Annotated in this window: 23 protein-coding genes; 9 read left to right on the top strand and 14 right to left on the bottom strand. The window is 57.1% G+C overall.

Going from position 1 to position 26,075, the window contains the following annotated elements:
* Positions 1–23 precede the first annotated feature (23 nt).
* Complete coding sequence (gene gcl, locus CU103_RS19370; RefSeq protein ID WP_106665680.1) at positions 24–1,808, bottom strand: glyoxylate carboligase; 1,785 nt, start codon at positions 1,806–1,808, stop codon at positions 24–26.
* Between the two features lie 146 nt (positions 1,809–1,954).
* Here gcl and CU103_RS19365 point away from each other — a divergent pair, with 146 nt between their 5' ends.
* On the top strand, positions 1,955–2,809 hold the full coding sequence (locus CU103_RS19365) for an IclR family transcriptional regulator (RefSeq protein WP_106665679.1): 855 nt from the start codon (positions 1,955–1,957) through the stop codon (positions 2,807–2,809).
* Between the two features lie 39 nt (positions 2,810–2,848).
* On the opposite strand, the gene guaD is transcribed toward CU103_RS19365, so the two are convergent.
* Together guaD and CU103_RS19355 are read right to left on the bottom strand one after the other, a co-directional pair.
* Complete coding sequence (gene guaD, locus CU103_RS19360; RefSeq protein WP_106665678.1) at positions 2,849–4,207, bottom strand: guanine deaminase; 1,359 nt, start codon at positions 4,205–4,207, stop codon at positions 2,849–2,851.
* A complete protein-coding gene (locus CU103_RS19355; protein WP_106665677.1) occupies positions 4,204–5,445 on the bottom strand; it encodes a urate hydroxylase PuuD in 1,242 nt (413 codons plus the stop codon). The genes guaD and CU103_RS19355 overlap by 4 nt, the downstream gene beginning before the upstream one ends.
* A gap of 135 nt (positions 5,446–5,580) precedes the next feature.
* On the opposite strand from CU103_RS19355, the gene CU103_RS19350 reads away from it, so the two are divergent.
* On the top strand, positions 5,581–6,495 hold the full coding sequence (locus tag CU103_RS19350; RefSeq protein WP_106665676.1) for a LysR family transcriptional regulator: 915 nt from the start codon (positions 5,581–5,583) through the stop codon (positions 6,493–6,495).
* Between the two features lies 1 nt (position 6,496).
* Here CU103_RS19350 and xdhC read toward each other — a convergent pair whose 3' ends face one another.
* From xdhC to uraH, 4 genes are read right to left on the bottom strand one after another with little or no spacing between them, the layout of a single operon-like run.
* Positions 6,497–7,354, bottom strand: a complete 858-nt coding sequence (xdhC, locus tag CU103_RS19345) for a xanthine dehydrogenase accessory protein XdhC (RefSeq protein WP_106665675.1) — start codon at positions 7,352–7,354, stop codon at positions 6,497–6,499.
* A 6-nt stretch (positions 7,355–7,360) separates the two neighbouring features.
* On the bottom strand, positions 7,361–9,751 hold the full coding sequence (xdhB, locus tag CU103_RS19340; RefSeq protein WP_106665726.1) for a xanthine dehydrogenase molybdopterin binding subunit: 2,391 nt from the start codon (positions 9,749–9,751) through the stop codon (positions 7,361–7,363).
* Between the two features lie 10 nt (positions 9,752–9,761).
* Positions 9,762–11,243 (bottom strand): xanthine dehydrogenase small subunit, encoded by a 1,482-nt coding sequence (xdhA, locus tag CU103_RS19335; RefSeq protein WP_106665674.1) that lies wholly within the window; start codon positions 11,241–11,243, stop codon positions 9,762–9,764.
* Positions 11,244–11,249: 6 nt separating this feature from the next.
* Complete coding sequence (gene uraH, locus CU103_RS19330; protein WP_106665673.1) at positions 11,250–11,621, bottom strand: hydroxyisourate hydrolase; 372 nt, start codon at positions 11,619–11,621, stop codon at positions 11,250–11,252.
* Positions 11,622–11,799: 178 nt separating this feature from the next.
* Between uraH and puuE the strand changes: the two genes are divergently transcribed.
* Together puuE and CU103_RS19320 are read left to right on the top strand one after the other, a co-directional pair.
* On the top strand, positions 11,800–13,218 hold the full coding sequence (puuE, locus tag CU103_RS19325; protein WP_106665672.1) for an allantoinase PuuE: 1,419 nt from the start codon (positions 11,800–11,802) through the stop codon (positions 13,216–13,218).
* A 34-nt stretch (positions 13,219–13,252) separates the two neighbouring features.
* Entirely contained in the window at positions 13,253–13,738 is a 486-nt protein-coding gene (locus CU103_RS19320; RefSeq protein ID WP_106665671.1) for an ureidoglycolate lyase, read from the top strand.
* 93 nt (positions 13,739–13,831) lie between these two features.
* Here CU103_RS19320 and CU103_RS19315 read toward each other — a convergent pair whose 3' ends face one another.
* The 4 genes from CU103_RS19315 to CU103_RS19300 form a co-directional block, all read right to left on the bottom strand.
* On the bottom strand, positions 13,832–14,437 hold the full coding sequence (locus CU103_RS19315; RefSeq protein ID WP_162707161.1) for a deaminase: 606 nt from the start codon (positions 14,435–14,437) through the stop codon (positions 13,832–13,834).
* Positions 14,438–14,529: 92 nt separating this feature from the next.
* Positions 14,530–15,822 carry an NCS2 family permease gene (locus CU103_RS19310; RefSeq protein WP_106665670.1) on the bottom strand — a complete coding sequence of 431 codons (1,293 nt, stop codon included), beginning with the start codon at positions 15,820–15,822 and terminating at the stop codon, positions 14,530–14,532.
* A gap of 292 nt (positions 15,823–16,114) precedes the next feature.
* Positions 16,115–16,891, bottom strand: coding sequence for a trans-aconitate 2-methyltransferase (gene tam, locus CU103_RS19305; protein WP_106665669.1), 777 nt, complete (start codon positions 16,889–16,891; stop codon positions 16,115–16,117).
* Between the two features lie 48 nt (positions 16,892–16,939).
* The gene (locus CU103_RS19300) at positions 16,940–17,722 is read right to left on the bottom strand and encodes a DUF2865 domain-containing protein (RefSeq protein ID WP_106665668.1); all 783 of its coding nucleotides are present in this window, start codon (positions 17,720–17,722) and stop codon (positions 16,940–16,942) included.
* 19 nt (positions 17,723–17,741) lie between these two features.
* Between CU103_RS19300 and CU103_RS19295 the strand changes: the two genes are divergently transcribed.
* From CU103_RS19295 to CU103_RS19280, 4 genes are all read left to right on the top strand, one after another.
* On the top strand, positions 17,742–18,116 hold the full coding sequence (locus CU103_RS19295; RefSeq protein ID WP_106665667.1) for a YciI family protein: 375 nt from the start codon (positions 17,742–17,744) through the stop codon (positions 18,114–18,116).
* The gene (locus CU103_RS19290) at positions 18,113–19,354 is read left to right on the top strand and encodes an RNA polymerase sigma factor (RefSeq protein WP_106665666.1); all 1,242 of its coding nucleotides are present in this window, start codon (positions 18,113–18,115) and stop codon (positions 19,352–19,354) included. Before CU103_RS19295 ends, CU103_RS19290 begins: the two co-directional genes overlap by 4 nt.
* A 105-nt stretch (positions 19,355–19,459) precedes the next feature.
* Entirely contained in the window at positions 19,460–19,936 is a 477-nt protein-coding gene (locus CU103_RS19285; RefSeq protein WP_106665665.1) for an SRPBCC family protein, read from the top strand.
* A gap of 15 nt (positions 19,937–19,951) precedes the next feature.
* Positions 19,952–20,383, top strand: a complete 432-nt coding sequence (locus tag CU103_RS19280) for a YybH family protein (protein WP_106665664.1) — start codon at positions 19,952–19,954, stop codon at positions 20,381–20,383.
* Between the two features lie 15 nt (positions 20,384–20,398).
* Here CU103_RS19280 and CU103_RS19275 read toward each other — a convergent pair whose 3' ends face one another.
* From CU103_RS19275 to CU103_RS19265, 3 genes are all read right to left on the bottom strand, one after another.
* Entirely contained in the window at positions 20,399–22,027 is a 1,629-nt protein-coding gene (locus tag CU103_RS19275) for an MFS transporter (protein ID WP_106665663.1), read from the bottom strand.
* An 800-nt stretch (positions 22,028–22,827) separates the two neighbouring features.
* Complete coding sequence (locus CU103_RS19270; RefSeq protein WP_106665662.1) at positions 22,828–23,583, bottom strand: response regulator transcription factor; 756 nt, start codon at positions 23,581–23,583, stop codon at positions 22,828–22,830.
* A 268-nt stretch (positions 23,584–23,851) separates the two neighbouring features.
* Complete coding sequence (locus tag CU103_RS19265) at positions 23,852–24,952, bottom strand: helix-turn-helix transcriptional regulator (protein WP_106665661.1); 1,101 nt, start codon at positions 24,950–24,952, stop codon at positions 23,852–23,854.
* A gap of 438 nt (positions 24,953–25,390) precedes the next feature.
* Between CU103_RS19265 and CU103_RS19260 the strand changes: the two genes are divergently transcribed.
* On the top strand, positions 25,391–26,071 hold the full coding sequence (locus CU103_RS19260) for a hypothetical protein (protein ID WP_106665660.1): 681 nt from the start codon (positions 25,391–25,393) through the stop codon (positions 26,069–26,071).
* Positions 26,072–26,075: the final 4 nt, after the last annotated feature.

Raw genomic sequence — 26,075 nt, 5'->3', positions numbered from 1 at the left:
TGCCTCCCGGTTGAATTGCGTTGTCAGTCGAGATATGCGCAGACCGCAGTCGGCACATCCTCGTTGTGCTCGGCAAGGTCCTCGAACTCGACGACCGCGTTGATATCCGCCCCCATGGAGACGTTGGTAACACGCTCCAGGATGAACTCGATCACAACCGGTACCTGGTGCTCGTCCATCAGAGCCTGCGCCTCTGCAAATGCGCCGGCGAACTGGTTGGGACTGCGGACACGGATGGCCTTGCATCCAAGTCCTTCTGCGACGGCCACATGATCAACCCCGTAGCCCTTTTCTGCATCGCCCGACGCGTTGATATTGTCGAAGGCGAGACTCACCTCGAAATCCATGTCAAAACCGCGCTGCGCCTGTCGGATCAGGCCCAGGTAGGAGTTGTTCACGACAACATGCAGGTAGGGCAGCTTGTGCTGCGCGCCCACGGCCAGCTCCTCGATCATGAACTGGAAATCATAGTCACCCGAAAGCGCTACGATCGGCCGGTTCGGATCGGCAGCACGAACACCAAGCGCAGCGGGCAGGGTCCAGCCGAGGGGTCCGGCCTGACCACAATTGATCCAGTTGCGCGGCTTGTAGACGTGCAGGAACTGCGCTCCGGCGATCTGGCTCAGACCGATGGTCGTGACGTAGCAGGTTTCACGGCCGAAGACCTTGTTCATCTCCTCATAGACGCGTTGAGGCTTCAGCGGGGTCTGATCGAAATGGGTCTTGCGCAACATCGTCCGCTTGCGGTCCCGGCATTCCCCTGCCCATTTGGACCAGTCACGCAACTTGCCCGCAGTCTTCCACTCGGTCGCAACGTCGAGGAAAAGCTCCAAAGCCTTGCCTGCATCGGACACGATACCGAAATCCGGCGAGAACACCCGTCCGATCTGTGTCGGCTCAATGTCCACGTGAATGAATTTTCTTCCCTCTGTATAGGTCGCAACATTGCCGGTGTGGCGATTGGCCCAGCGATTGCCTATTCCAAGAACGAAGTCAGACGCGAGCATGGTCGCATTGCCGTAGCGATGCGATGTCTGCAGGCCGCACATCCCCGCCATCAGACGATGATCGTCGGGAATTGTACCCCAACCCATGAGAGTCGGGATAACAGGGACGCCAGTAATTTCAGCAAATTCAACCAGCAAGTCAGAAGCATCCGCATTGATGATGCCGCCGCCGGCAACGATCAATGGCCGCTCTGCCTCATTGAGCATCGTGAGCGCCTTCTCGACCTGCGCCCTCGTCGCTGCGGGCTTGTAAGGTTCCAGTGGCTCATAAGTATCGGGATCGAATTCGATTTCCGCCAATTGAACATCGAGTGGCAGATCGATCAGCACGGGACCCGAACGCCCGGAGCGCATGATGTGAAAGGCCTTCTGGAATACATAGGGAACGAGTCCCGGCTCCATGACCGTCACCGCCCATTTGGTCACGGGCTTGGCAATCGACGCGATATCGACGGCTTGAAAATCTTCCTTGTCGAGGCGCGCACGTGGCGCTTGCCCTGTGATGCAGAGGATCGGAATTGAATCTGCTGATGCAGAATAAAGACCGGTGATCATGTCCGTCCCAGCCGGTCCAGAGGTGCCAATGCAAACACCGATATTCCCAGGCTCAGCGCGGGTATAACCTTCCGCCATATGGGAAGCACCTTCAACATGACGCGCGAGAATATGCCGAACTGACCCGCGGGCCTTAAGCGCCGAATAGAATGGGTTGATGGCGGCACCCGGTACGCCAAAGGCACAATCAATTCCCTCCTTCTCCAGGATACGAACTGCAGCATCGACGGCACGCATTTTGGTCATGGTCATTCCTCCAGATTTGATGAGAGCATACCCCATTTTCAGTGCTGCTCAACAAGTATATGGAAATCATTCCCACCATATGGAAATAAACATTTTCAACAAAACTGGTAAAATGAAACGATGGCGGCTATGCCAAGGGGAGCTGAATGAAACGGGACACCGGGGAATCCATGGCTTCGCAATCGACATCATTGAAGGGAAAACGAGGCCGGAAGGCTGGAGAAAACTCGGCACCCTCCTCCGTCCAGGTTTTGGATCGCAGCCTCAATCTGCTGGGTATCATTGCCGACAATGATGGTTCGACGCTGACCGATCTCGCTGACCATAGCGGCATGGCACCCTCCACAGTCCACCGGCTGCTGACGTCGCTCGCCAATCACGGGATGCTGACGCACGATCCGGAATCAGGCGACTGGACGATCGGCGTTCGCGCCTTCGAGATCGGCAACGCCTTCCTGCGCTACCGCAAGCTTGGATCGATCAGCCGTCCGTTCCTGAAGCGGCTGATGGATGAGTGCGGGGAAACGGCGAATATCGCCATTGAAGATGAAGGTGACGTTGTCTTCATTTCCCAGATCGAGAGCCACGCGCCGATGCGCGCGTTTTTTCGTCCCGGACGGCGCGGGCCAATTCACGCATCAGGCATCGGCAAGGCTATTCTTTCGACCTGGTCTGACACTGATATAGGTCAGATGCTCAGCGGCAAGTCGCTGACGCATTTCACCGACCACACTCTGGATACACTTCCTGCTTTGTTGAAGGATATTCAACAGATCCGTACGCGCGGCTGGTCGATCGATGATGAGGAACACACGCTCGGCATGCGCTGTATCGCGGCGCCGCTCTTCAACGAGCACGGCGAAGCGATTGCCGGTATTTCGATCTCCGGTCCGGCAGTTCGGCTGCCCAGGGATAAATTGGGCGTGCTCGGGCCGGTCATCCGCCAAACCGCCGATGAACTGACGATGGCGATGGGGGGTCGAAGACCCGACGAACTATAGGTAAACATAAGGAGGGAGCATTTCGCTCCCACCTTATCGTCAGGCTGTCTGCAATTCGGCTACCTGCCGTGTGCGGGCATGTGTAAAGGCCGGCTTGTCCAGTCCACTCTTCATTGGCTTGCCAGCAACGTAAACTTCAGCGACCGACCGGTCGTCGCCCATGGTCTGGAGGATGAACAGTTCTTCGGCCAGCGTCGTTGCAGTGCTCATGCGCAATTCCATTGCCGGCTTGGCCCGGCTGTCAAGAATGGTAATGTCGGCATCGGCACCGGCATGCAGCGAACCGATGCGGTCTTCGAGGCCAAGGGCACGCGCATTGCCAAGCGTCATCATGTAGTAGGAGGCAAATGGCGACAGATGCTGTCCCTGCACATGCAGGACCTTATAGGCCTCGCTGATTGTTTCCAGCATGGAGAAACTGGTCCCGCCACCAACATCGGTCGCAACCGAAATGCGGGCACCGCAGTTGCGGAAGCGATCGCGATCAAATAGCCCGCTGCCGAGGAACAGGTTGGAGGTCGGGCAAAAGACAGCGACCGATCTCGTCTCCGCAAGCGCCGAGATCTCCCGGTCTGAAAGGAAGATGCAGTGACCGAGCAGCGTGTTTGACCCGAGGAGGTCATAATTGGCATAAATGTCGGTGTAGTCCTTCGCTGAAGGATAGAGCGATGTAGCAAAGGCAATCTCGTCCTTGTTTTCGGAGAGATGCGTCTGCACATAGCAATCCGGATGTTCGCGCACCAACGCGCGGCTCATGTCCATCTGTTCCGGTGTAGATGTAATAGCGAAGCGCGGGCTGATGGCATAGTGCGCACGGCCACGGCCGTGCCATTTGGCGATCAGCGCCTTGGTGTCGTCATAGCCGGACTGCGGGGTATCGCGCAGCGCATCGGGTGCATTGCGATCCATCATCACCTTACCGCCAATCATGAGCATGTTGCGCTTTTCGGCGGCGGTGAAATAGGCGTCGACACTTTCCGGGTGAACCGAGCAGTAGGCAACCGCCGACGTCGTACCATTACGAAGCAGTTCGTCCATGAACCGTCCGGCAATGAAATCCGCATGGGCGGTGGACGAGAATTTCTGCTCTTCGACAAAAATGTAGGTGTTGAGCCATTCGAGCAGCTGGGCACCATAGGAGGCGATCGCCTGAGTCTGCGGGAAATGCAGATGGGTGTCGATGAAGCCCGGCAGGATCAGGTGCGGGCGATGATCGACTATCTCGGCCTGCGAACCGGCAATCGAAGCAATCGCTGCATATTCGCCGGCTTCAACGATTTTGCCGTTGTCGATCAGGACTGCCCCATCCTCGAAATAGCTGAAGGCGGACTGATCGTCGATGCTCTTTGGTTCATCGACGAAAGTCAGCACCCGGCCGCGTAAAAGTAGTTTGCTCATTGGATTGTTCCTCCCTGAACGGTGGTCTCGTACCAGCTGGCGAGCAGCCGCCGCTCCTCCTCGGTAATGCCGCTGATATTGGCGGGCGGCATCGCATGCGAGCGCCCCGCCTGCAGATAAATCTCACGTGCGTGCGCCGCAATCTGGCTATCGGTTTCGAGCACCACGCCCTTCGGGGGCGCAATGATGCCTTCCCAGCCCGGCTCCTTTGCGTGGCACATCGAACAGCGGCCAAGAATGGTGTCCTTCACCTTGGGAAAGGCTTCAGCCGCGATGAACGGCTGTTGGGTCGCGGACACCTTCTCCTCACTCCCCTCACCCGAAAGGATTTTCGGGACTGTGGACAGCCACATGATGACGATGAACAGGATGGCGGTCACCAGCCAGGTCCAGGTAGGCTCACCCTTGCGGGCATGGCGGGTATTGAACCAATGACGGATCGTGACCCCCATCAGGAACACAAGCGATGCAATGATCCAGTTATACTGCGTCCCGAACGCCAGCGGATAATGGTTCGACAGCATCAGGAACAGCACTGGCAGGGTCAGATAGTTGTTGTGCGTGGAGCGCTGCTTGGCCTGCTTGCCAAGCATTGGATCAGGAACCTTTCCTGCAATGAGGTCCGCAACGACTTTCTTCTGGTTGGGAATGATGATCATGAACACGTTGGCGGACATGATGGTCGCCGTGAAAGCTCCCAGATGCAGGAATGCGGCCCGCCCGGTAAAGAGCTGGGTATAACCCCACGCCATGCCGACCAGCACAAAGTAAAGCAGAACCATCAAACGTGTATCGTTCTTCCCGAGCGGCGACTTGCAGATCGTGTCGTAGACGACCCAGCCGCCGAAGATCGAGGCGAGTGAAATCGCGATGGCAACAGGACGGGACACATCCAGAACATGCGGATCGATCAAATAGAGATCGGCGCCGGCATAGTAGACGATGCAAAGCATGGCAAAGCCCGATAACCACGTCGCATAGGACTCCCACTTGAACCATGTCAGGTGCTCCGGCATCTGCTCGGGCGCCACCAGATATTTCTGGATGTGATAAAAGCCACCGCCATGCACCTGCCACTCCTCGCCATGGGCTCCGGCAGGCAGGCCCGGGCGTTGACGAAGACCGAGATCGAGCGCGACGAAATAGAAGGATGAACCGATCCAGGCGATACCGGTGATGACATGCAACCAGCGCACCGCAAAGTTCATCCAGTCCCAGGCAATAGCGAATTCGTACATGCGGCGCTCCCTTTTAACGCAGGGAGTATGTGCCAAAGCCTATGCTCATGTGGAACACCCTAATGTACCCATCTCTTTCAAAAAAATCTTTAAAATGTTAGATCATCAGACAGTGTATGCGGGTAAGCGAAAACCATGTCCTACCTTGATAATCTTCGTGTTTTCGTTCGCGTCGTCGAACTTGGAAACCTCTCTGCTGCCGGGCGCGATCAGCGCGCTTCTCCGGCCGTCGCAAGCAATCGCATCAAGGAACTCGAGCGTCATCTTGGCGTGCGCCTTTTCAATCGCACGACACGCAAGCTGACGCCGACCGAACACGGCCGGGTATTCTACGAGGGCGCGGTGAAGATCATCGAGGCTATCAACGAGGCCGAGGCCGCAATTGCCGACCTGTCGAAAAAGCCCAAGGGTGCGATCCGCATCACCGCTCCGCTCGGCATTGGCCGCCGCTTGATTGCATCGGGTATTCCTGAATTCCACGACAAATACCCTGACATTGAAGTGCGGCTGAGGCTGTCAGACCACAATATCGACATCATGAGCGAAGGCGTCGATGTCGCTTTTAAGCTTGGTATTCTTGAAGATTCCAATCTGCGCATGCGCGGCATCATGAATTGCGAGCGGGTCATCTGTGCGTCCCCGAATTACCTCGAGCGGCGGGGTACACCTGCCACACCTGACGAGCTGATCTCCGCCCACCATGATTGCCTGCTTTTGCGCTATCCGGGTTCCAAGGAGTATTTCTGGACGCTGCAGATGCCCGAAGGCACGCGCAAGCTTGAAGTCAGCGGACCTTACGATTCCGATGATGGCGATGTGCTGACACAATGGGCGCTCGAGGGTCGCGGCATCATCAACAAGCCGCTCTTCGAGGTTAAGAGCTATCTGAATGAAGGAACATTGCGGGCAATCCTCACGGATACGCCGCCGGCCAGCATTCAACTTGCCGCGATCTACCCGCACAAGCGATTTCAGGATCCGAAGGTGCGGCTGATGATCGATTTCATGACGGAACGCTGCCAGCGCCTGGTCAGTGCGATGCTTGAGTAGCTCATGCCGGAACGCGTTTGCCTACCTTGACGGCCGCCGCCGGCTTGCGGCGATAATTCAGCGCTGATGTCATGATTTCAGCGGCCGCCAGTGCCGCTATGACATTTGGGCGTTTGTCCTTGACAGCGGCTCCCCCCACGGGACAGACAAGCCTGTCAAAAATCTCGGGACGGCCAACCTCGCGCGTCAGCCAGCTGCGGAACGTTGCGCGTTTCGTCTTCGATCCGATCATGCCGACATAAGATGCATCGTCCCTGGCCAAAGCTTCGGCCGTGATCAGAAAGTCGAGTGCGTGGTCGTGTGTCAGGACCACGAAGGCACTTCCCTCCGGAGCATCGCGGACAACCGCTTCTGGCATGGCGGTAAGGCAGGTCTCTATACCAGGAACCTGGGTGGCGAAAAGTTCGTCTTCGCGCGTATCAACCAATATGATGCGCAGCGGTACCAGTGACAGTGCCATGGCCAGCGCGTCGCCGACATGGCCTGCTCCAAAAACATAGACATGCGGACGCTGCGCAATCTCAAGGTCGACCTTCCCGATCAATGTCATCGCTACACCCCGATCAACGCACATGAAACCAAGCGCAACGCGGCCACCACAGCACTGGCCGATTTCCGGACCGAGCGGGATGGTTATCTCCTGCGCATCCGCTCCATTGTTCAATACCCTGCGCGCATGGTCGATCGCCATGTACTCGAGCTGCCCGCCGCCGATCGTGCCGAAAATGCGATCCGCCGCCACCAGCATCCAGGCTCCAGCTTCGCGCGGCGTCGAACCGTCGGCGGCTTTCACCTCAACGAGAACCACATCCTTCCGCCGGTTGAGAAAATCTCTGATGTCTTCGCGGTTGGTTGGCATGGAACGTCACTTTCCGGATGGCGCTGTCGCAATTCCGGACGGAAAACCGGCTGGACCTTTTCCTGGAATTGCTCCAGCCGATCTCAATCGCTCGATCGCCATCAGCACACGTTCGGGTGTCGCAGGCGCATCAAGACGCGGGGAAATGCGATAATCGGCAACACTGGCAACAGCCATGGAAATCGCTTCCAACACCGAAATCGCCAGCATGAAGGGCGGCTCGCCGACAGCCTTGGAGCGACGGATGGTTTCCTCACGGTTGACCGACCAGTTAGCAAGGTTGACGTTGAACTGGCGCGGCCGGTCCGATGCGAGCGGGATCTTGTAGGTGGACGGCGCATGCGTGCGCAGCCGGCCCTTTGCATCCCACCACAGTTCTTCCGTTGTCAGCCAGCCCATGCCCTGGACGAAGGCGCCTTCGACCTGACCAAGATCAAGTGCAGGGTTCAATGACTTGCCGACATCGTGCAGGACGTCGGAGCGATCGACCTGATATTCGCCGGTCAGCGTATCGATGCTCACTTCCGACACCGAAGCGCCGTAGGCGAAATAATAGAATGGACGGCCCCTGCCTTCTGCCCTGCTCCAATGGATTTTTGGCGTCTTGTAGAAGCCCGCTGCCGAGAGCTGCACACGGGCGCCATAGGCCGATTTGATGAATTCCGGGAATGGAACGAACCTCTCGCCGACACGAACCATGTTCGGCTCGAAGGAGACCTGTTCTCGCGTGACGCCATATTGCTCGATGGCAAACTGGACCAGGCGATCCTTGATCTGTTGAGCCGCATTGGCTGCGGCCATGCCGTTGAGATCGGAGCCGGAAGACGCAGCAGTAGCAGAAGTATTGGGTACCTTCGCGGTTGTCGTTGCCGTCACCTTTATGCGGTCGAGGTCGACCTGGAATTCATCGGCTACCACCTGCGCCACTTTGGTGTAGAGCCCCTGGCCCATTTCGGTTCCACCGTGATTGAGATGAATCGAGCCGTCGGTATAGACATGGACCAGCGCACCGGCCTGGTTATACTCGGTTTTGGTGAAGGAAATTCCGAACTTCACCGGCGTCAATGCTATACCTCGCTTGATAATCCGGCTGTGACGATTGAAGTTGAGGATCGCCTCGCGCCGCGCGGCATATTCAGATGATTCTTCAAGCTCCATGATGATCTGCGGAATGATATTGTCTTCGACAGTCTGATGATACGGCGTAAGGTTACGCCCCTCGCCGCCGTAGAAATTTGCCTTGCGGATCTCCAGCGGATCCTTGCCAAGCGCATAGGCGATCTCCTCTATCATGCGCTCGCCGCCCACCATGCCCTGGGGACCGCCGAAACCGCGAAACGCGGTATTGGAAACGGTATTGGTCTTCAGAGGCCGCGAACGCAGCCGTACATTCGGATAGAAGTAGCAATTGTCGGCGTGGAAAAGCGCCCGGTCCGTCACTGGACCCGACAGGTCTGCAGAAAAGCCGCAGCGCGCCGAGAATGTGGCATCAACCGCCTCAATGCGGCCGGCATCATCAAAGCCGAGTTCATAGGCCACATGGAAGTCGTGGCGCTTGCCCGTCGCAACCATGTCGTCGTCTCGATCTGGCCTGATTTTCACAGCCCGGCGGTATTTCTTGGCCGCGATAGCCGCGACAGCCGCAAAGAGATTGGCTTGAGTTTCCTTACCGCCGAAACCACCACCCATGCGCCGCACGTTAACAGTCACGGCGTTCGATGGAACGCCGAGGACGTGGCCAACCATATGCTGCGTCTCACTTGGATGTTGGGTCGATGAGAACACCGTGACCTCATCGTCCTCGCCGGGTATGGCGAAGGCAATGTGACCTTCCAGGTAGAAGTGGTCCTGCCCACCGATGCGCATCTCGCCGCTCAGACGGTTCTTGGCGCTCGCAAGCCCGGAAGCAATGTCGCCGCGCTCTAGCTTTAACGGATCGATCACCAGCGGATAATTGGCCTTTTCCGCTTCCAGAACGTCAATGACATGGTCAAGTTCGCGATACTCGATTTTGACTTTAGTCGCTGCCTGCCGCGCAATCTGCCGTGTTTCAGCAATCACGGCAAAGATGGGCTGACCGTGGAATTCGACCTTGCCGATGGCAAAGACCGGATCGTCATGCTTGCCCGCGGGGCTCACGTCGTTGTGGCCGGGAATATCTTCGACGGTGAGAACTCCGATGACACCGGCACAGGCCCTGACCTCTTCAAAGTCGATAGACAGGATTTCGGCGTGTGCGCGTTGCGACAGCCCGAGATAGGCGTGCAACGTATCGGACGGCTCCGGTATGTCATCGATGTACTCGGCCGAGCCGGAGACATGTTTGTGACCCGATTCATGCGGCTGCTTTTCATGAACGCCACCGCGAATACGGCTGATCGGCTGAATTGAATTCATTGCGCGCTCCTCACCCAAACGCCGCTTCATAGCGGTTCAAACGCACGTTCTTCTCTCCGCCTGTCTCAAGGTAGAAACGGCGCAAAAGGTTCTTCGCCACCAGCAGACGATACTCTGCGGAGGCTCGCCAATCTGTCAGCGGCACGAAATCGTCGGAAAAAGCAGCGATTGCCTTTTCGATTGTCCCTTCGTCCCAGACGGCGCCGGTCAATGCTCGTTCGACGGCTTTGGCGCGCTTGGGCGTCCCGGCCATGCCGCCGAACGCAATAACGGCACTGTCTACGCGGCCGCGTTCATCCAGACCTACCCGGAATGCCCCGCAGACCGATGAAATATCTTCATCCAGGCGTTTGGAAATCTTGTAGACGCCGTAAAGATCATCGGCGCCGAGGTACGGGATCTGGATCGCTTCGACGAATTCGCCGGCTGAACGGTCCTGTTTGCCGTATTCAATGAAGTAGTCCTCGATCGCAACCGAGCGGCGGATTTTGCCCTTGCGCAGGAGAACCTTCGCACCCAGGCCGATCAGGGCTGGGGGCGTATCACCGATCGGCGAACCATTGGCCACGTTTCCGCCGATCGTTCCCATGTTGCGAACCTGCTCTCCGCCGATGCGGTTCCACAATTCCGTCAATTGCGGGAAATGGCGAATAATGGCGGGATAGGCGTCGGTGTAACTGACGCCTGCCCCGAGCGTTAGCCCATCCACGCCTTCGCTGATCTGGCGCAACTCATCCAGATGCGACACGAAGATCAGCGGCCCGATCTCGCGCATGAACTTCGTCACCCAAAGCCCGACATCGGTTGAGCCTGCGACAATGGTCGCGCCCGGATTATTCTCGAGCACGTCGGCAAAATCATCGATATTGGCGGGCAGAATAAGCTGTTGCTTGCCCTCGCCAATTGCAACGCGCTTGCTGTCCTTCAACGCCAGCAGCTGTGCGGTCACGCGTGCGCGTTCAGCAACCAGCGGATCCTTCTTCAAATCCCCGACCGCCGAGACACTCTCGGCGGCACGAATGATCGCCGCATAACCAGTGCAGCGGCAAAGATTACCCTGCAGCGCCTTTTCGATCTCCTGGGTATTTGGTTGCGGATTCTGCATCCACAAACCGTAGAGCGACATGACGAACCCGGGCGTACAGAAGCCGCATTGGGAAGCGTGGGTATCGACCATGGCCTGCTGGACCGGATGCAGCGACCCGTCTGCTCCGGCGAGCGCCTCGACTGTGACGACGTGACAGCCATCGAGCGAACCGACAAAACGGATGCAGGCATTTACCGATTCATATTTGAGCTGGCCGTTGAACAGTCGGCCGACTAGCACAGTGCACGCGCCGCAATCGCCTTCCGCGCACCCTTCCTTGGTTCCGCGCAACTTTCGGTCAAGCCGGAGAAAGTCAAGAAGTGTTTCCGTGGCGGAGACGTCTGTCCGCTCGATCATTTTGTCGTTCAGCAGAAACCGGATGCTGTTGCGGATCTGGATTTCCATGTGCCATCAGCTCCCGCGATAGGTTGAGTAGCCGAATGGCGCGACGAGAAGCGGCACGTGATAGTGCACCTTTTCGTCGTCGATCCCGAAGCGGACCGGAACCACGTCGAGAAACGGGGTTTGGCCAGTCACCGGTTCGCTGGCGAAATACTCGCCGACGTGAAAGCGAAGTTCGTAGGCGCCCGAACGCATATCCGCGCCGGTGAGCAGCGGCTTGTTGCAGCGTCCGTCCTCATTGGTGCGTGTGCTGTGCAAAGGCATCAGGCGATCGCCGTCGATACGGAAGAGGTCGATCCGGAGTTTGGCGGCAGGCTTGCCGCTAGCCGTATCGAGCACATGAGTTGTCAGGCGTCCAGCTGCTTCGTTCTGTAGGCTCATAGGCGTTCGTCCCTCCCAAGGAGAACTTTCGATTTTCCATCGCCAGTTTGCATCCCGTTCCGGTCCCGGGGTAGGCGGCGCTTGCTTGGAGGACTTTCAAAATTTTCTGGGGGAATGGTTCGTATATTATTTGAGTATTCAGGGGATGGGTTGAGCGCATCCGAGGAGGGACGGCACCATGAGATATCCCCGTGACATGCATGGTTATGGAGCTGCGGCACCACAAGCGAATTGGCCAGACGATGCGCGCATTGCCGTTCAGTTCGTCGTCAATTACGAGGAAGGCGGCGAGAACTGCGTATTGCATGGCGATGCAGCCTCCGAGGCGTTCCTGTCAGAGATTGTCGGTGCGCAGGCCTGGCCCGGCCAGCGGCACTGGAACATGGAGTCGATCTACGAATATGGTGCCCGCGCAGGGTTCTGGCGGCTGCATCGTCTGCTCACGGCGAAAAACGTGCCTGTCACAGTTTACGGTGTCGCGACGGCCCTTCAGCGCTCCCCGGCGCAAGTTCGCGCCATGCTGGATGCGGATTGGGAGATCGCATCCCATGGTTTGAAGTGGATCGACTACAAGGATTGCACCCCGGACGCCGAGCGTGAGGAAATGCTGGAGGCGATCCGCATTCACACGGCAGTGACCGGCACGCGTCCGCGTGGCTGGTACACAGGACGTTGTTCGGTGAATACTGTCGATCTTGTGACCGCCGAAGGTGGCTTTGACTACGTGTCCGATTCCTATGCGGATGACCTCCCCTACTGGCACGAATCCGGCCGTCGGTATCAGCTCGTCATCCCTTATACGCTGGACGCCAACGACATGCGTTTTGCCACCCCCCAGGGGTTCAACTCGGGTGATCAGTTCTTCGCCTATCTGAAGGACAGCTTCGATACGCTCTACGCCGAAGGCGAAGCCGGCTCACCCAAGATGATGAGCATCGGCCTGCATTGCCGCCTCGCCGGCCGGCCCGGCCGCGTCGCAGCCCTCGCCCGTTTCATCGATTACGTGCAAGGCCACCAGAAAGTGTGGCTAGCCCGTCGCATCGACATTGCACAGCACTGGACGGCAAATCACCCCTACGTGCCGCAAGCCGTCCGCCCGTCAGCGCTTGATGAAGCAGCGTTCGTCGAGCGCTTCGGCGGTATCTTCGAACATTCCGACTGGGTTGCCAGGCGCACTTTTGCCGCTGAACTTTCGCCAGCGCATGATAGCGCCATTGGCCTTCATTCAGCACTCGCGACCGCTTTCCGATTTGCCTCCGAAGAGGAGCGCCTCGGCGTTCTGATTGCGCACCCCGATCTTGCCGGCAAGTTGGCGCAAGCGAAACGGCTTACAGAGAGCTCTACTCTGGAACAGGCATCCGCCGGGCTCGATGCACTGACCGATAGCGAGCGCGAACAGTTCACCACGCTCAACACCCGCTACGTCGAGACATTTGGCTTCCCATTCATCATCGCCGTAAAGGGTCGCAGCAAGGACGAAATCCTTGCCGCCTTCCAGAACCGGATTAGCAATGATCGCCAGACCGAGTTCGAAACCGCATGCCGTCAGGTGGAGAGGATAGCGCTTCTGCGGCTCCAGAACATGCTCCCCGGTTGAAGATCGCAACACGGAACCAATCAAGGATAAGCAGATGCGCGAGATATTCGTTCAGCCGTTGACTCGGGAGGCCTTTGCGCCTTTCGGCGATGTCATTGAGACTGAAGGGGCACACCGCTTCCCGATCAACCACGGCATGTGTATGCGTTACCACGACTTGGCCAGGGTCGAGACAACGGGCGGGAATGCGAAAACGCTCATCAGCCTGCTGCGCGGCAAGCCCTATGAATTGCCGCTGAAACTTGAAATGGTAGAGCGGCATCCGTTCGGCAGCCAGGCATTCGTACCGCTGTCACAAAAGCCATTCCTCGTCGTGGCGGCCCATGAGCAGCCTGACGGCCCAAGCGAACCGGTGGCCTTTGTGACAAAGCCGGGTCAGGGCGTGAATATTCATCGCAATGTCTGGCACGGAATTTTGACGCCGCTCGAGAGCGTTTCGGATTTCGTTGTCATCGACCGCGGAGGCGACGGCGTCAATCTGCAGGAGCACTTCTACCGCGAGCCATTTCTCATTCGCTAACCCAAAGAAAATGGCCGCTTTAATGCGGCCATTTTTCTGTTTTCACATAGTTCAGATCCTACTTTAACCAATTGAACGATCGATTGAGCCTGGTCAATTAAGCGGAATGGCGTTCTTGTCTTTGCCGGCCTGGTACCGCGCCGATAATTCGGAATATTTGTCGCTGATCGCTGTGGCGCGCCTTTGCAGCCTGTCCCGTTCCGATGCTGGAAGCTCTGCAATCATCTGGTGGATAGAGTAGCTCTTCCAGAACGCATTCTCCCGATTGTAGCCACCGGGCTCCAGCGTGAAAACTTCCTTGAGTATCCTGAGGTCATGCGGGATGGCAAAGGCATCGCGCGAGTCCTCGTGGCTGAAAAAATAGTAGAAATTGTCAAAGCCGGCCCAGGTGATCGCCGAAAGACACATCGAACAGGGTTCATGGGTCGAGAGAAAGATCAATTCGCGCGGATCAGGACGTTCGTTTCCATGGACTTCATAAAACCGCTTCAACGTATGGACTTCGCCGTGCCAGAGCGGGTTTTCGGTTTCATTATTGGTTTCAGCGAGCACGACCGAAAAGTCTGATTTGCGCAGCAAGGCTGCACCGAAAATCTTGTTGCCAGCAGCAACGCCCTTTTCAGTCATTGGAATGATTTGGTGTTCCATCGCGTCAAGCAGCGCGTCAAGAACATTCGCAGTTGAGGGGTGCTGTGTCATGGTTGTCTTTCTCAATGCATATTGGTTCAGGCTTTGGAAATAAATCCGGTGCGGATGCGGCGCAACCGTCGCATCCGCACCGTCGCAAGATTTTACGCGGGGAACAGTGCAAACCTTATGATAAACAGGATTGCAACGAGCCACGTTGCCGGATGAATGACGCTTATTTTGCCCGTAAACGTCTTCAGCACGACATAGCTGATGAACCCAAAGGCCAGTCCATTGGCGATCGAATAGGTGAACGGGATCATCAGTGCCGTGAGTGCGGCAGGCGTCGATTCAGTAACGTCGCTCCATTCGATATCGACAAGCTCGTGCATCATGAGACCTGCCACATAGAGCAATGCCGGGGCAGTCGCATAACCGGGGACCGACGCTGCCAGTGGTGCAATGAACAGCGCGGCCAGGAACAGGACGGCAATGGTCAAGGCCGTCAATCCCGTGCGTCCACCCGCCTGCACCCCGGATGCACTTTCAACGTAGGCAGTGGTGCTGCTGGTGCCCAGCAATGAGCCCGCCACGATCGCCGTGCTATCGGCAAACAGCGCGCGGCCAAGATTGTTCGGCTTGCCTTCCTGAATGAGTCCAGCGCGCTTGCTGACGCCGATCAGGGTTCCCGTTGCATCAAAGACTTCGACCAGCACAAAAACCAGGATGACTTGCAAGAGTCCTGTATGCAAGGCGCCCATGATATCCAGCTGCAGGAAGGTAGGCGCCAGGCTCGGCGGGGCCGAGAAAACGCCCTTGAACTCGCTGACACCAAGGATCATCGACAACACGGTCACGACGAGGATGCCGATCAGGATCGATCCGCGTACCTTGAGCGCATCAAGTGCAGCGATAACAAAGAAGCCGAGGATAGCAAGCAAGGTGCCAGTGCCGCCAAGATGGCCAAGGCCAACAAATGTTGCAGGATTGGCCACGATGATGCCGGAGTTTTTCAAGGCAATGAATGCCAGGAATAGCCCGATACCGGCCGCTATTGCGCTGCGCAGCGATTTGGGAATTCCTGCGACGAGCCAGCTGCGTACTCCCGTTACCGTCAGTAGCAGGAAGATACAGCCGGAAATGAAGACGGCGCCAAGTGCTTGCTGCCAGGTGAAGCCCATCGCTGCCACAACAGTGAAGGCAAAGAAGGCATTGAGACCCATCCCGGGAGCCATGCCGATGGGCCAATTGGCCACCATCGCCATCACAGCCGAACCAAGTGCGGCGGCAATACATGTCGCAACAAATATGGCATTGCGATCCATGCCCGTGGAGGACAATATCTCTGGATTGACAAAAATGATGTACGACATTGTCAGGAATGTCGTCAGTCCGGCCAGTACTTCCGTACGCACCGTTGTATTGTGGTCGCTAAGCTTGAAAAGCCTTTCGAGCATAATTCCTCCCTTGGCAAACGCCTAAGTCTGCAGTTGCCGCGCGAGCGCTCAGCGCTAAGGTGCAGGCATCCGATATTGAATTTTCAATAATTTCCAATCAAGAGATGACGACACACACACTCCTCCGCATGCCGGTCCGCTCTCCAGTGTCGCCACCGCGGATATGATTGTGCTTCTTTCGCGACGCCGATGCTAGGCACCCATTCCGCATTCATTTGCGAAACACCTTCAATATTTTATTGATTTCCGGAGACGGCAAATAACCCGGAAGGAGCTAAAGGACATGGCAAGATTAACGCGTGGCTACAATGAAAATACGCGGGAATGGCAAGAGGACGATACCATCTTTCATTGGCTGGTAGGACTGAGAAAGGCACTCTTTATACTTTTCAAGAAACAGCAACCGCTCTTGCTCGTCAAGCAACGAAAGATACGGCCGCAGCGCGGAGCCCTTGAACCATTCGACGATGCCGTCCAATCCCTGGAGGGGATGATTGTAGGTCGTGCGCCAAACCTCAACACGCTGGCTGAGGGGCCGTAATAACTGATAATAAAATGAAGCATTTCCCACCTTCGTCCGAGAGGGATCCGCTCTCCCCAATTTGGAGGCCCAGATTTCATCCGCAGCCACCTTCCGCATCGCTACATGGGTAGGCTCTTCCAGATTGTCGGGCATCTGGATCGCCAGGGAACCGCCAGCGTTGAGGAAACCCATCAATCTCGGAAAGAGCCGATCGTGGTCCGGCAGCCACTGCATCACAGCGTTGGCGTACAGCAGGTCAGCATTCCCTTGCGGCCGCCATGTATCGAGATCGGCTGTGTGAAAGTCGTAGCCAGGCAATCGATCTTTCGCCTTCTCTATCATCTCCGCGGAGGAATCAACGCCCTGAACAATTGCCCGTGGGTACCGCCTTAGGAGCAATTCGGTTGAGTTTCCCGGACCGCATCCCAGATCGACACTAAATTTGACATCATGATTGGGAACCGCCGAAAGAAGGTCAATCGCCGGCCGGGTGCGTTCATCTTCGAATTTCAGATATTGTTCCGGTACCCATTCTGGTTTCGTCATGTCGTTCGATCGCTCCACCCGAACCGCTCGCGCGGCCCCAGGACCACGTCATTGAATCCGTCTTAGAATATCCGATGTGATCGTTCTGACAATGTCGCCCGGGGTAAGAATGCCAGCGCGGCTTTGCTCGACTTTCTTCTCACATGCGGGCGACCTGAAGTCGATAGCTCCGGTCTCAACCGGCAAAAACGCGGTCCCAACCATTCTGACATTCCGCTGGGTCGCCTCCGATTCATCAACATCCCCCTGGGCAGGCTCTTCACTTTCAACGGCAACGTTCAACGGTCCGACGCCGTTCGCTTCTGCCGCCACAGCGGTGGAATCAACTTCCAGGCTGGGTATTGATTTCTCCGATACGACATTCATCTGATTGTTTTGTGCAGCATGACACGCGCAACCGGGAACTGCTTTGACGCCCGCAGTGCGATAGTTGAATGCGTTTGGCAGCTCGCTATAGGGCTTCTTGTCGGCAACAGCGATCATCGCGTCCGATTCCTGTTCCGGTACCGGATGATAGTATAATTTTGCATTTCCCGCCGGGCGCATGGCACTGCAGGCATTCTGGTCGCGGGCAAAGTTTCGGGGCTGTGCCGAAAACGAAATCGGAAAGTAGTAACCGTCGCACATGCGTACGCAAAGCGTTCGATAGCCGCCCTTCTTGACAACGGACGTGACGAGCGTCTCTGGCGCTGTCGACCGGTTCTTGCGCTGGGCCGAACGATCATCAAGCGCTGACGATCGCCGCCAGATCTCCGGCCGCGTAGACCCCACCAGAACTTCATAATTCTTCTCGACCTGATGTCGGGATTGGCCATACTGGATCGTCTTCATAGGAGGAGGAACGATCCGAATGCTTTACGCCATATTGTGCTACAACCCCGAAGATGTCGTCGGTTCCTGGAGCAAGGAAGAGGATGACGCAGTCATGGAACGACTGGCGGTTGTTCAGGATAAACTCAGGGAGCAGGGTCGACTTGGCCCTGTGGCGCGGTTGCTTCCGACCACGGCGGCAACAACGCTCAGAAAGGGCCGTGAAGATCCCATCATTATTGATGGACCGTTTGCTGAAACCAAGGAACAACTCCTCGGATTCTATGTGATCGATTGCGCGTCGCTGGACGAAGCCATCGACACCGCGCGGGATCTCGCACGGGCGAATCCCGGCACCGGTTCATACGAAATCCGGCCCGTTGCAATCTTCCGGCCAGGGTCGAATTTCTCATGAGCGACACCGCCTGGATCGATGCCGCCCTCACCGCCGCCCGTCCGCAAGCGGTCGGCGCGCTGCTGCGGTATTTCCGCAATCTCGACACGGCGGAAGAGGCTTTTCAGGAGGCCTGCCTTCGAGCCCTGAAAAACTGGCCAAAAAATGGGCCGCCCCGGGATCCAACTGCCTGGCTCATATTCGTCGCCCGCAACAGCGCTATCGACGGAGTGCGGCGTCAAGCAAAGCAGCAGCCGCTGCCTCCAGAAGAACATTTGTCCGACCTTGAGGACGCCGAAACCGCAATCGCCGAAAAGATCGACGGCTCGGACTACCGCGACGACATACTGCGCCTGCTGTTCATTTGCTGTCATCCCGATCTTCCGGCCACGCAGCAAATCCCATTGGCACTCAGAATCGTATCAGGCCTCTCGGTGCGACAGATCGCCCGCGCCTTCCTCATCAGCGAAAGCGCCATGGAGCAGCGCATCACACGCGCGAAGAGCCGTATCGGTGCTGGCGAGGTACCGTTTGAGGCACCGGATGCCATCGAACGAGCGGAACGGCTCGCCGCGGTAGCGGCGATGGTCTACCTGATCTTCAACGAAGGATACTCGGCTGGCAGCGGTGAAAGCCAAGCACGCCTCCCCTTGTGCGAGGAGGCTATCCGGCTCGCCAGGCTGCTGTTGCGGATTTTCCCAACGGAACCGGAGATCATGGGATTGACCGCGCTGCTGCTCCTGCAGAATGCCCGGGCCGGAGCTCGCTTTGATGCCGACGGATCAGTGATACTGCTGGAAAACCAGGACAGGGGTCTGTGGAACCGCAAGATGATCAATGAGGGTCTTGCCCTGCTTGACAAGGCCATGCGGCACAGGCGCGCCGGCCCGTATCAGATCCAGGCCGCCATTGCCGCCCTCCACGCGCGAGCCGTGCACGCCGCCGACACCGATTGGGCCGAAATCGATCTGCTATACACAGCGCTCGAACGATTGACGCCCTCGCCGGTAATCACTCTCAACCGCGCTGTCGCCGTGGAAAAGGTGCGCGGGCCAGCTGAAGCGTTGGCCCTGATAGAACCCCTTGAGGATAGGCTCTCCGGCTATTTTCACTTCTTTGGTGTCAAGGGCGGCTTGCTGATGAAAATCGGTCGCACCCGTGAAGCCCGCGAGGCTTTCAATCGCGCCATTGCCCTGGCCAATACTGCTGCAGAGGCGGCACACATCCGCATGCACCTCGACGGTCTGGCTCGAGACTGATTGCCGGCCTGACGTCATTTCCATACAAGAATTTTGCCGGCCGTGTCGGGATGCCCGCGGCTCGTTCGTCCTTGGATCAGAACTGATCAAACAAGGAGAACATCAATGAGCTATGACGCCACCCCGAATCCCGATCGCGATCTCGTCCTGACCCGCATCATCGATGCGCCGCGCGAAAAGGTCTTCAAGGCATGGACCGATGCCGACCTTTTGAAACAGTGGTTTGCACCGTTGCCCTATACGACCCCGCATGCGGAACTTGATGTTCGCGTAGGCGGCTCCAATCTCATCGTCATGCGTGGGCCCGATGGCAATGAGTTCCCCAATCGCGGCGTCTATCTGGAAATAGTCGAAAACGAACGGATCGTCGTCACCGACGCTTATACAAAAGCTTGGGTGCTCTCCGAAAAACCGTTCATGACATTGATCCTTACCTTCGAGGATCACGGCGGCAGAACCAGGTACACGGCGCTCGCCCGCCATTGGACGGTTGCGGATCGCGAAGCCCACGAGAAGATGGGTTTTCACGAGGGCTGGGGCATCTGCGCCGATCAGCTTGAAGCGCTTGTCTCGAAACTTTGAAAGAAGGAGAACGAGATGACGAACACCAGCGAAAAGGCCGCCGTTGCAGCCGTGATCGATGACTGGTCCAAAGCAATCGGCGACAAGGATGCGGCGCGGGTCCTGTCCCACCTGAGCGGCGACGTGGTCCAGTACACGCTGGCTCCTCCCCTGCAATACAAGGGTAAGGATGCCGAAGATTTGCAAGGATGGTTTGCGACCTGGAAAGGGCCGATTGGAGGTGAAGCACGCGATGTCGAGATCAATGCCGGAAGCGACGTCGCTTTCGCCAGAAGCCTCGTGCATATGACCGGCACCAAAACCGACGGGGAGCAAGTCGATCTCTGGTTTCGCCAGACGCTCGGTTTGATCAAGCAAGGCGGCACATGGCGTATCGCCCATGTCCACACTTCCGTCCCTTTCTATATGGATGGTAGCTTCAAGGGCGCGTTCGATCTGAAACCTTAAGCGCACCACCGCGGCCTACGACATATCGATCGGTGTTTTGTGAGCGGCTATGTCGTGCGGCAGGATCGTCTGCCGTTCGATCATGCGATGCACACGCGGGTCGGTGACACCGCGATGAAGCGCCCGTATCCGGTCGCCGATTGCCGCGTCAGCCTGAGTTCTGCGCTGATTGTGACGGACATATTCGACCCAGGTCGGCGTGTGATAGCTCTCGGTCCAGATCTCGGGATTCTCCAGATCGCGCATCAACGCCCAGTGCCCTGCCCCGTCGCGAATCCGCACGCGCCGCCGGTCAGCCATAACCGCGAGAAACTCCGGAACGTCTTCTTCGGCAATGACATAGTCGATCATGATCACGATCGGCCCGCTGCGCGGTTTGAGATCCAACGCCAGCAGCGGCTCGCTGAAGCGATTGAGCGGATCGAGGTTCAACGTCTTGAATTCCGGCAATGCATAACGAAGGCCTATAACGGCACCAAGAAGCATGACCACGCTTGAGGCAAGCAGTGCCTTGTCGGCCCCGTATTCCGCTGCCGCGACACCCCATAACCAGCTGCCGCCCGCAATGCCCCCGAATGTCGTTGTCTGGTATAGTGACAAGGCACGGCCAACCACCCAACGCGGCGTCGACAGCTGTACCGTTACATTGAATAATGACAAAGCCAGCACCCAGCAGGCACCGGCCGACAGGAGCCCGGCATTGGTTGTCCAGGCGCTTGGGCTCAGTGCCGCAATCGTGGCGCTGACAGCGAATCCGGCAAAGGCAATGCGCACGATGGCTTCGCTCGTCAGGAATTCGCGCAGCCGCGCGCTAAGGAGCGCGCCACCAATGGCACCGATCCCGAATGAACCGAGCATGGTGCCATAGACCAGCGGTCCGCCACCGACAAGATCACGCGCAACCAGCGGCAGGAGCGCGAGCACGGCACTGGCCGAGAAACCGAACACAAAGCCGCGAAAAACGACTTTGCCGATGTTTGGCGACATTGCCACATACCGCAAACCTGCAGAGACCGCTCGTCCGAGCGCTTCGCGTGGCAACGGGTTCGGTGGGTACTGGGGCTGCCAGCGGAGCAGCGCGAAGATAAGAGGCAGGTAACTGACCGCGTTGACTGCGAAAGCGGCGGCGGCACCCGCCACGGCGACAATCAAACCGCCGATCGCCGGACCAACGCTGCGGGTGAGGTTGAAACCCATGCTGTTGAGTGCAACGGCTTCCGGCAGATTTTCGCGCGGGACCATATCCCCGACCGAGGCCTGCCATGACGGGTTGTTGAGTGCCGTTCCGCAACCGAGGAGGAAGGTGAAGGTGAGAAGAAGCCACGGCGTTATGAGGCTGAAATAGGCAAAGATCGTCAGCAGTACCGAGACGCCCAGCATGAAGGACTGTGCCACAAGCATCACCCTGCGCCGGTTGAAATTGTCCGCCAATGCGCCGGAGATCAGGGAAAAAAGCATGATCGGCAAAGCGGTCGAAGCCTGCACCAGGGCAACCATATCAACGGAATTCGAGATGGTCGTCATCATCCACGCCGCGCCGACCGCCTGGATCAGAGAACCGAAATTGGAGGAAAGGCTGGCGATCCAGATGGTCCGGAAGGTCTCGTGCTTGAACGGAGCGAGTGGTGATTTTCGGTCTGTCACCTCATCAACTTTCCTGTTTTGGCAAGGTTGGGGGTTAGTAGAATCCCGTTATAGTCGAGCCGGTCCCGAATGCCAGTCACTATAGCGAACCTCTTCATTCAACTTACGTTTTCAACCTTAAGGAAGTGTGGGAGATCGGATGGGCGTGGTTCAATTATGGCGTTCATTTCTGCATATCTCCTTCCCCCGCCACGCCCTCATTCTCTGAGTCTGGCCATTGAGTGGTTGGGGAAGACGGGCGGTCGCCGAAGCGCGTCTTGGTAGAAGGAGTAATGCGATCCGAAGACCGCCCGTCCGGCGACTTTTCATCCCGTCCGTTCCCCTTGGGAGGCTTCGGCACCGGGGAAGGCCATTTGCGGCATTCCATGCGTCACCTGCGTGCCCCTTAGAGTGCTCGTCCAGCACGCGCCGGTCCTAGTACCGGCAGGGGAACCCTTGGACAGAACGTCCCCGGACAGCGGGTCCGTTCCCCGCTTCGAACGGCTCCGGAAGCAGTTCCCCGTGGAAAGGACCGGGTTAGAATAAACGAGGTTTGGAGGTGTTGGATAAGTTGGCAGGATTATTTTCTTGCACGGAAGGACAACGGTTCCGCGCCACCCTGGACCTGCGGTCCGGCGTATCCGGACAAGCGACGGTGCTCGCCCGTCCTGCGGTGATACGTGCAGTCATTTCCGATTGTCGAAGCCGCAGGGTGAGATTCACTGTGGTGTGCAAGGTCGAAAAAAATCCCTCCCGCAAGGGGAGGGAAAGAAGGAGCGGCCCCCGTCGCCCCAAAACCTGCGTCCTTTGTCAATGACGCTCTAAGCCATTTCGTCAAACATGGCGTTGATCTTGTAAATTGCCTCCGCCCGGTTTGTCGCCCGAAGCTTCTTGAGGATATTCCGGACATGGACCTTCACTGTATTCGGCGCAAGTTTAAGAGCGTAGGCAATTGTCTTGTTCGCCTTTCCGAGCCGCAGAACTCTGATGACATCCTCCTCGCGGGGCGTGAACATCCCCCCGCGCTTGGATTGATACCGCCGGGTTCCGAGCATACGCTGAATATCGTTCAGACTTTCCGCCGCAACGAAAACGCCTCCCGCCAAAGCCATGGAGATTGCTTCCATGCAAACCGATATTCCGGCATTGCCCGGGAGGTACCCGCGCGCCCCCTGTTCTAGAACACTTAATATCTGCTGAAATCCGCATAGTTCCGCCTGAACGATGACGGGGATATTCGGATATCTCCGCACAAGGCCCTCGATCTCAAGCACAATGGAGTCATCCATGAACCTGGAATCGTCGATGCAGACGAGGATGACTGAAAACTCCGCTGCCTCGAATTCCTCGATATCTTCAACGGAGCCATATGTGACCATACGCAAGCCAAGTCCATTCGCCAGAAGCCCCCACGAAAGGTGCTGCCGCGCAAGGGCACGTCCGTCAATAATGGCAAGGGTTCGTTGTGGTCGGAGTTCGGTCGATGCAATGTGGAACTCGGCACGGCGGGCAGCCGCATGCCGGTTGTAAACGGCATGATCGGCGTCCGGTATTCTTTCATACATGATTCCTGACATTTTTTACCCCCAAATCATACTCACTGACACAAGTGTCAGTACTGGTAACTTCGAGTTGTATGACATTACTGGCCGTGGCAACTGGATCACTTTCAGTGCGGAAGTTATCCGGCCGCCTGCAAGCTTCGTTTATTATTCGTTGGTTACCTGCCTGCCACAATCAGGAAAGAATTACTCAACGCACCGCCATAGTTGACGATTTTCCCGCAAAGCGCTTCACCCTGCAGGGTGAAGCCGAAAAAACGTTCATTTTGGTTGAAACGGGTGATCAAGGCGACTCAAATCCCGCGATCATGCGAATTAGTTCGATCTGGCTGCCTGCGTTCGTCTTGGCGTAGAGACTCTTGATTTGTGAACGGATGGTTTCGCGGGACAGACCCGCCTCCGCCGCGATTTCATCGGCGGATCTTCCGCCAATAAGTCCGTTCAGCGCCCTCGCTTCAGCGGCGGTGAGCGAATGCATACTGACGAATTCTTCGATGTCAAAAATGCGCTGCTGTGCGCGATGCGGCTCCAGGATCACAACAACCGTTGGCCCCTCGAAGAAAAAAGAAAACCGGTCCTTCTGGACATGGATCAGCGTCACCTTCGCGTCGCCGACTATGTAGGACGCGAATTTTGGCTCAACCGATGTCCGGTCCAACATTCGCTGCAGCATCGTGTCGGCTTCATGGGATGCTATATGCAGTTTGCCTGACGCAGAGGTTCTGACACAGGTCCCATGCTCAATGATTTTTTGCGCCGTCTCCGACACCGACTTGATCCGCGAATTGTCGCCCACAATGATGAGGCCAACATCTATTGCATCGAAGGCCAGGCCACGCGCTTCCTTGCTGAACCTGTTGAAGGAGCGATTTTGGTAGTATTTGAAAACCCGGTGAAGGTGGGGCGCAAGACGCGTGAGCAGCTCAGCCGCGCTATGGGTTCTCTCGCTCTCCCGGTCGCTCGTGAGGATGCTGAGCAGGAAAGAACGGCCTTCATTGCGAACGATTGTCACGCCGACTGCCGAACTCAGTCCCGCCGGTACGAGAAAGTCGGTATAAAATTCCGTCTTTACGAGCTGGTCGTACGGCAACATTTGCTCGGCTGTAACACCAAGGCCAATCGTCCGCACCGAGGCCTTGGGCATCCACGGATTGATGCGGCAGAAGTAGGTATCGTATTGATTGATCTGCTTTTCGGTCAGGCCGGATGTCAGCGACAGGGCCCCGCTGGCTTTGTATTGATCGTGATAGAACAGGGTCGATTTCCCATCGGGGAGCGTCTCAGCCAGCCGGTCAAGGAAATGCTGCCAGCTGGTCTCACCCAGCAGGGAAGCATAAACCAGATCGATAAATTCATCGTCGATAAGCTTCAAGTCGTGCTTCATCCCGCGCCGCCGCTGAATTACCTTATCAGCGCGCAAGTATAGCGCCGCAAAAGAATTTTACCACAGCAAGTCTAAACAATAGGAACGAACATCCACCTATGTAGGGACTTTTCGCAGGTTGCCCTGTTTAGACCCGGTTCTGGCGCACCCAGGTGGGCAGGCGGGGAGGAGTGTGCAGGTTAGTTAAATATATAACCCCAACTGATTATCGGATAATCCATAATACGGTTCGACTCTCAGTATATGCTACCTTATTATCCAATAGTTACAAAGGCCTACCCTTTATTTTATGCAGCGTAGTAATATTAAATTCTTTTATATTATTGCGCTGCATTCATTTCAAACCGATACTCCTTAACTTTAGATGACTTTACCGGCGCGATGCGGGTTTCCGCTCCACGGCGCAGCGAGATTCGCATCCGGATGCGGGATGAGACGATGGCAGCAGCACTCAATCGGCAATTGTACGAGGCAACCGTTTTTGACAGCGGCGCACTCGGTCTCAGCACAAGCGTTGTCCATCACGTCACGACCGCCGCAATCTATTGGGCGTCGGTTAGCAGGGATGGAAAGCATACGGGGGATGTGGCGATCGTCGTGAGCGATGACGCGGCCGCGGTCCAGCTCGCCATCGATCTTGCCAAAGTCCAGGCCAGTCCCGGTGACCCGCATGGCGCCAGCCGGCAAACGGTCTCGACCAAAGGCTACGTGGTCTTCCATGCAACGTCCGGGACCGGATGGTCTGTGCAGCTCAGGCTAGGCAGGCGGGTGATATTTGACAGCACGCACCTGAAAAAGGGCGATATCTTCGCGCTGACACTGATCGAGCCAGCCCACTACAAGATCGAGAACAAGCTGGGTAGTGCCAAGGGATCCGCCGAGGTTCGGTTTACGCGGGCCGACGTCAAGCGGCTAAGCGAATTGAAGCCCGTCACGGTGGAAGTGAGCAAGTCGTTCGATCCGCAGCACTTCAAACTGATCTCGACCCAGGGCCTGATCTACCGAATCGAGACAGATGCCCGGATCGTCATTACGCGGCGGGAAAAGCGGGTAGCGAAATCGCATCTGCCAGAGGCCGATCCTGAAATGGCGCTGGCGGCGATTCGACGCTTCCGGTAGTTGA

Origin of the sequence: Phyllobacterium sophorae, assembly GCF_003010965.1 — a bacterium.
Classification (GTDB): Bacteria; Pseudomonadota; Alphaproteobacteria; order Rhizobiales; family Rhizobiaceae; genus Phyllobacterium; species Phyllobacterium sophorae.
The sequence above is the reverse complement of the archived record's forward strand: the minus strand, read 5'-3'. Positions and strand labels throughout refer to the sequence as shown.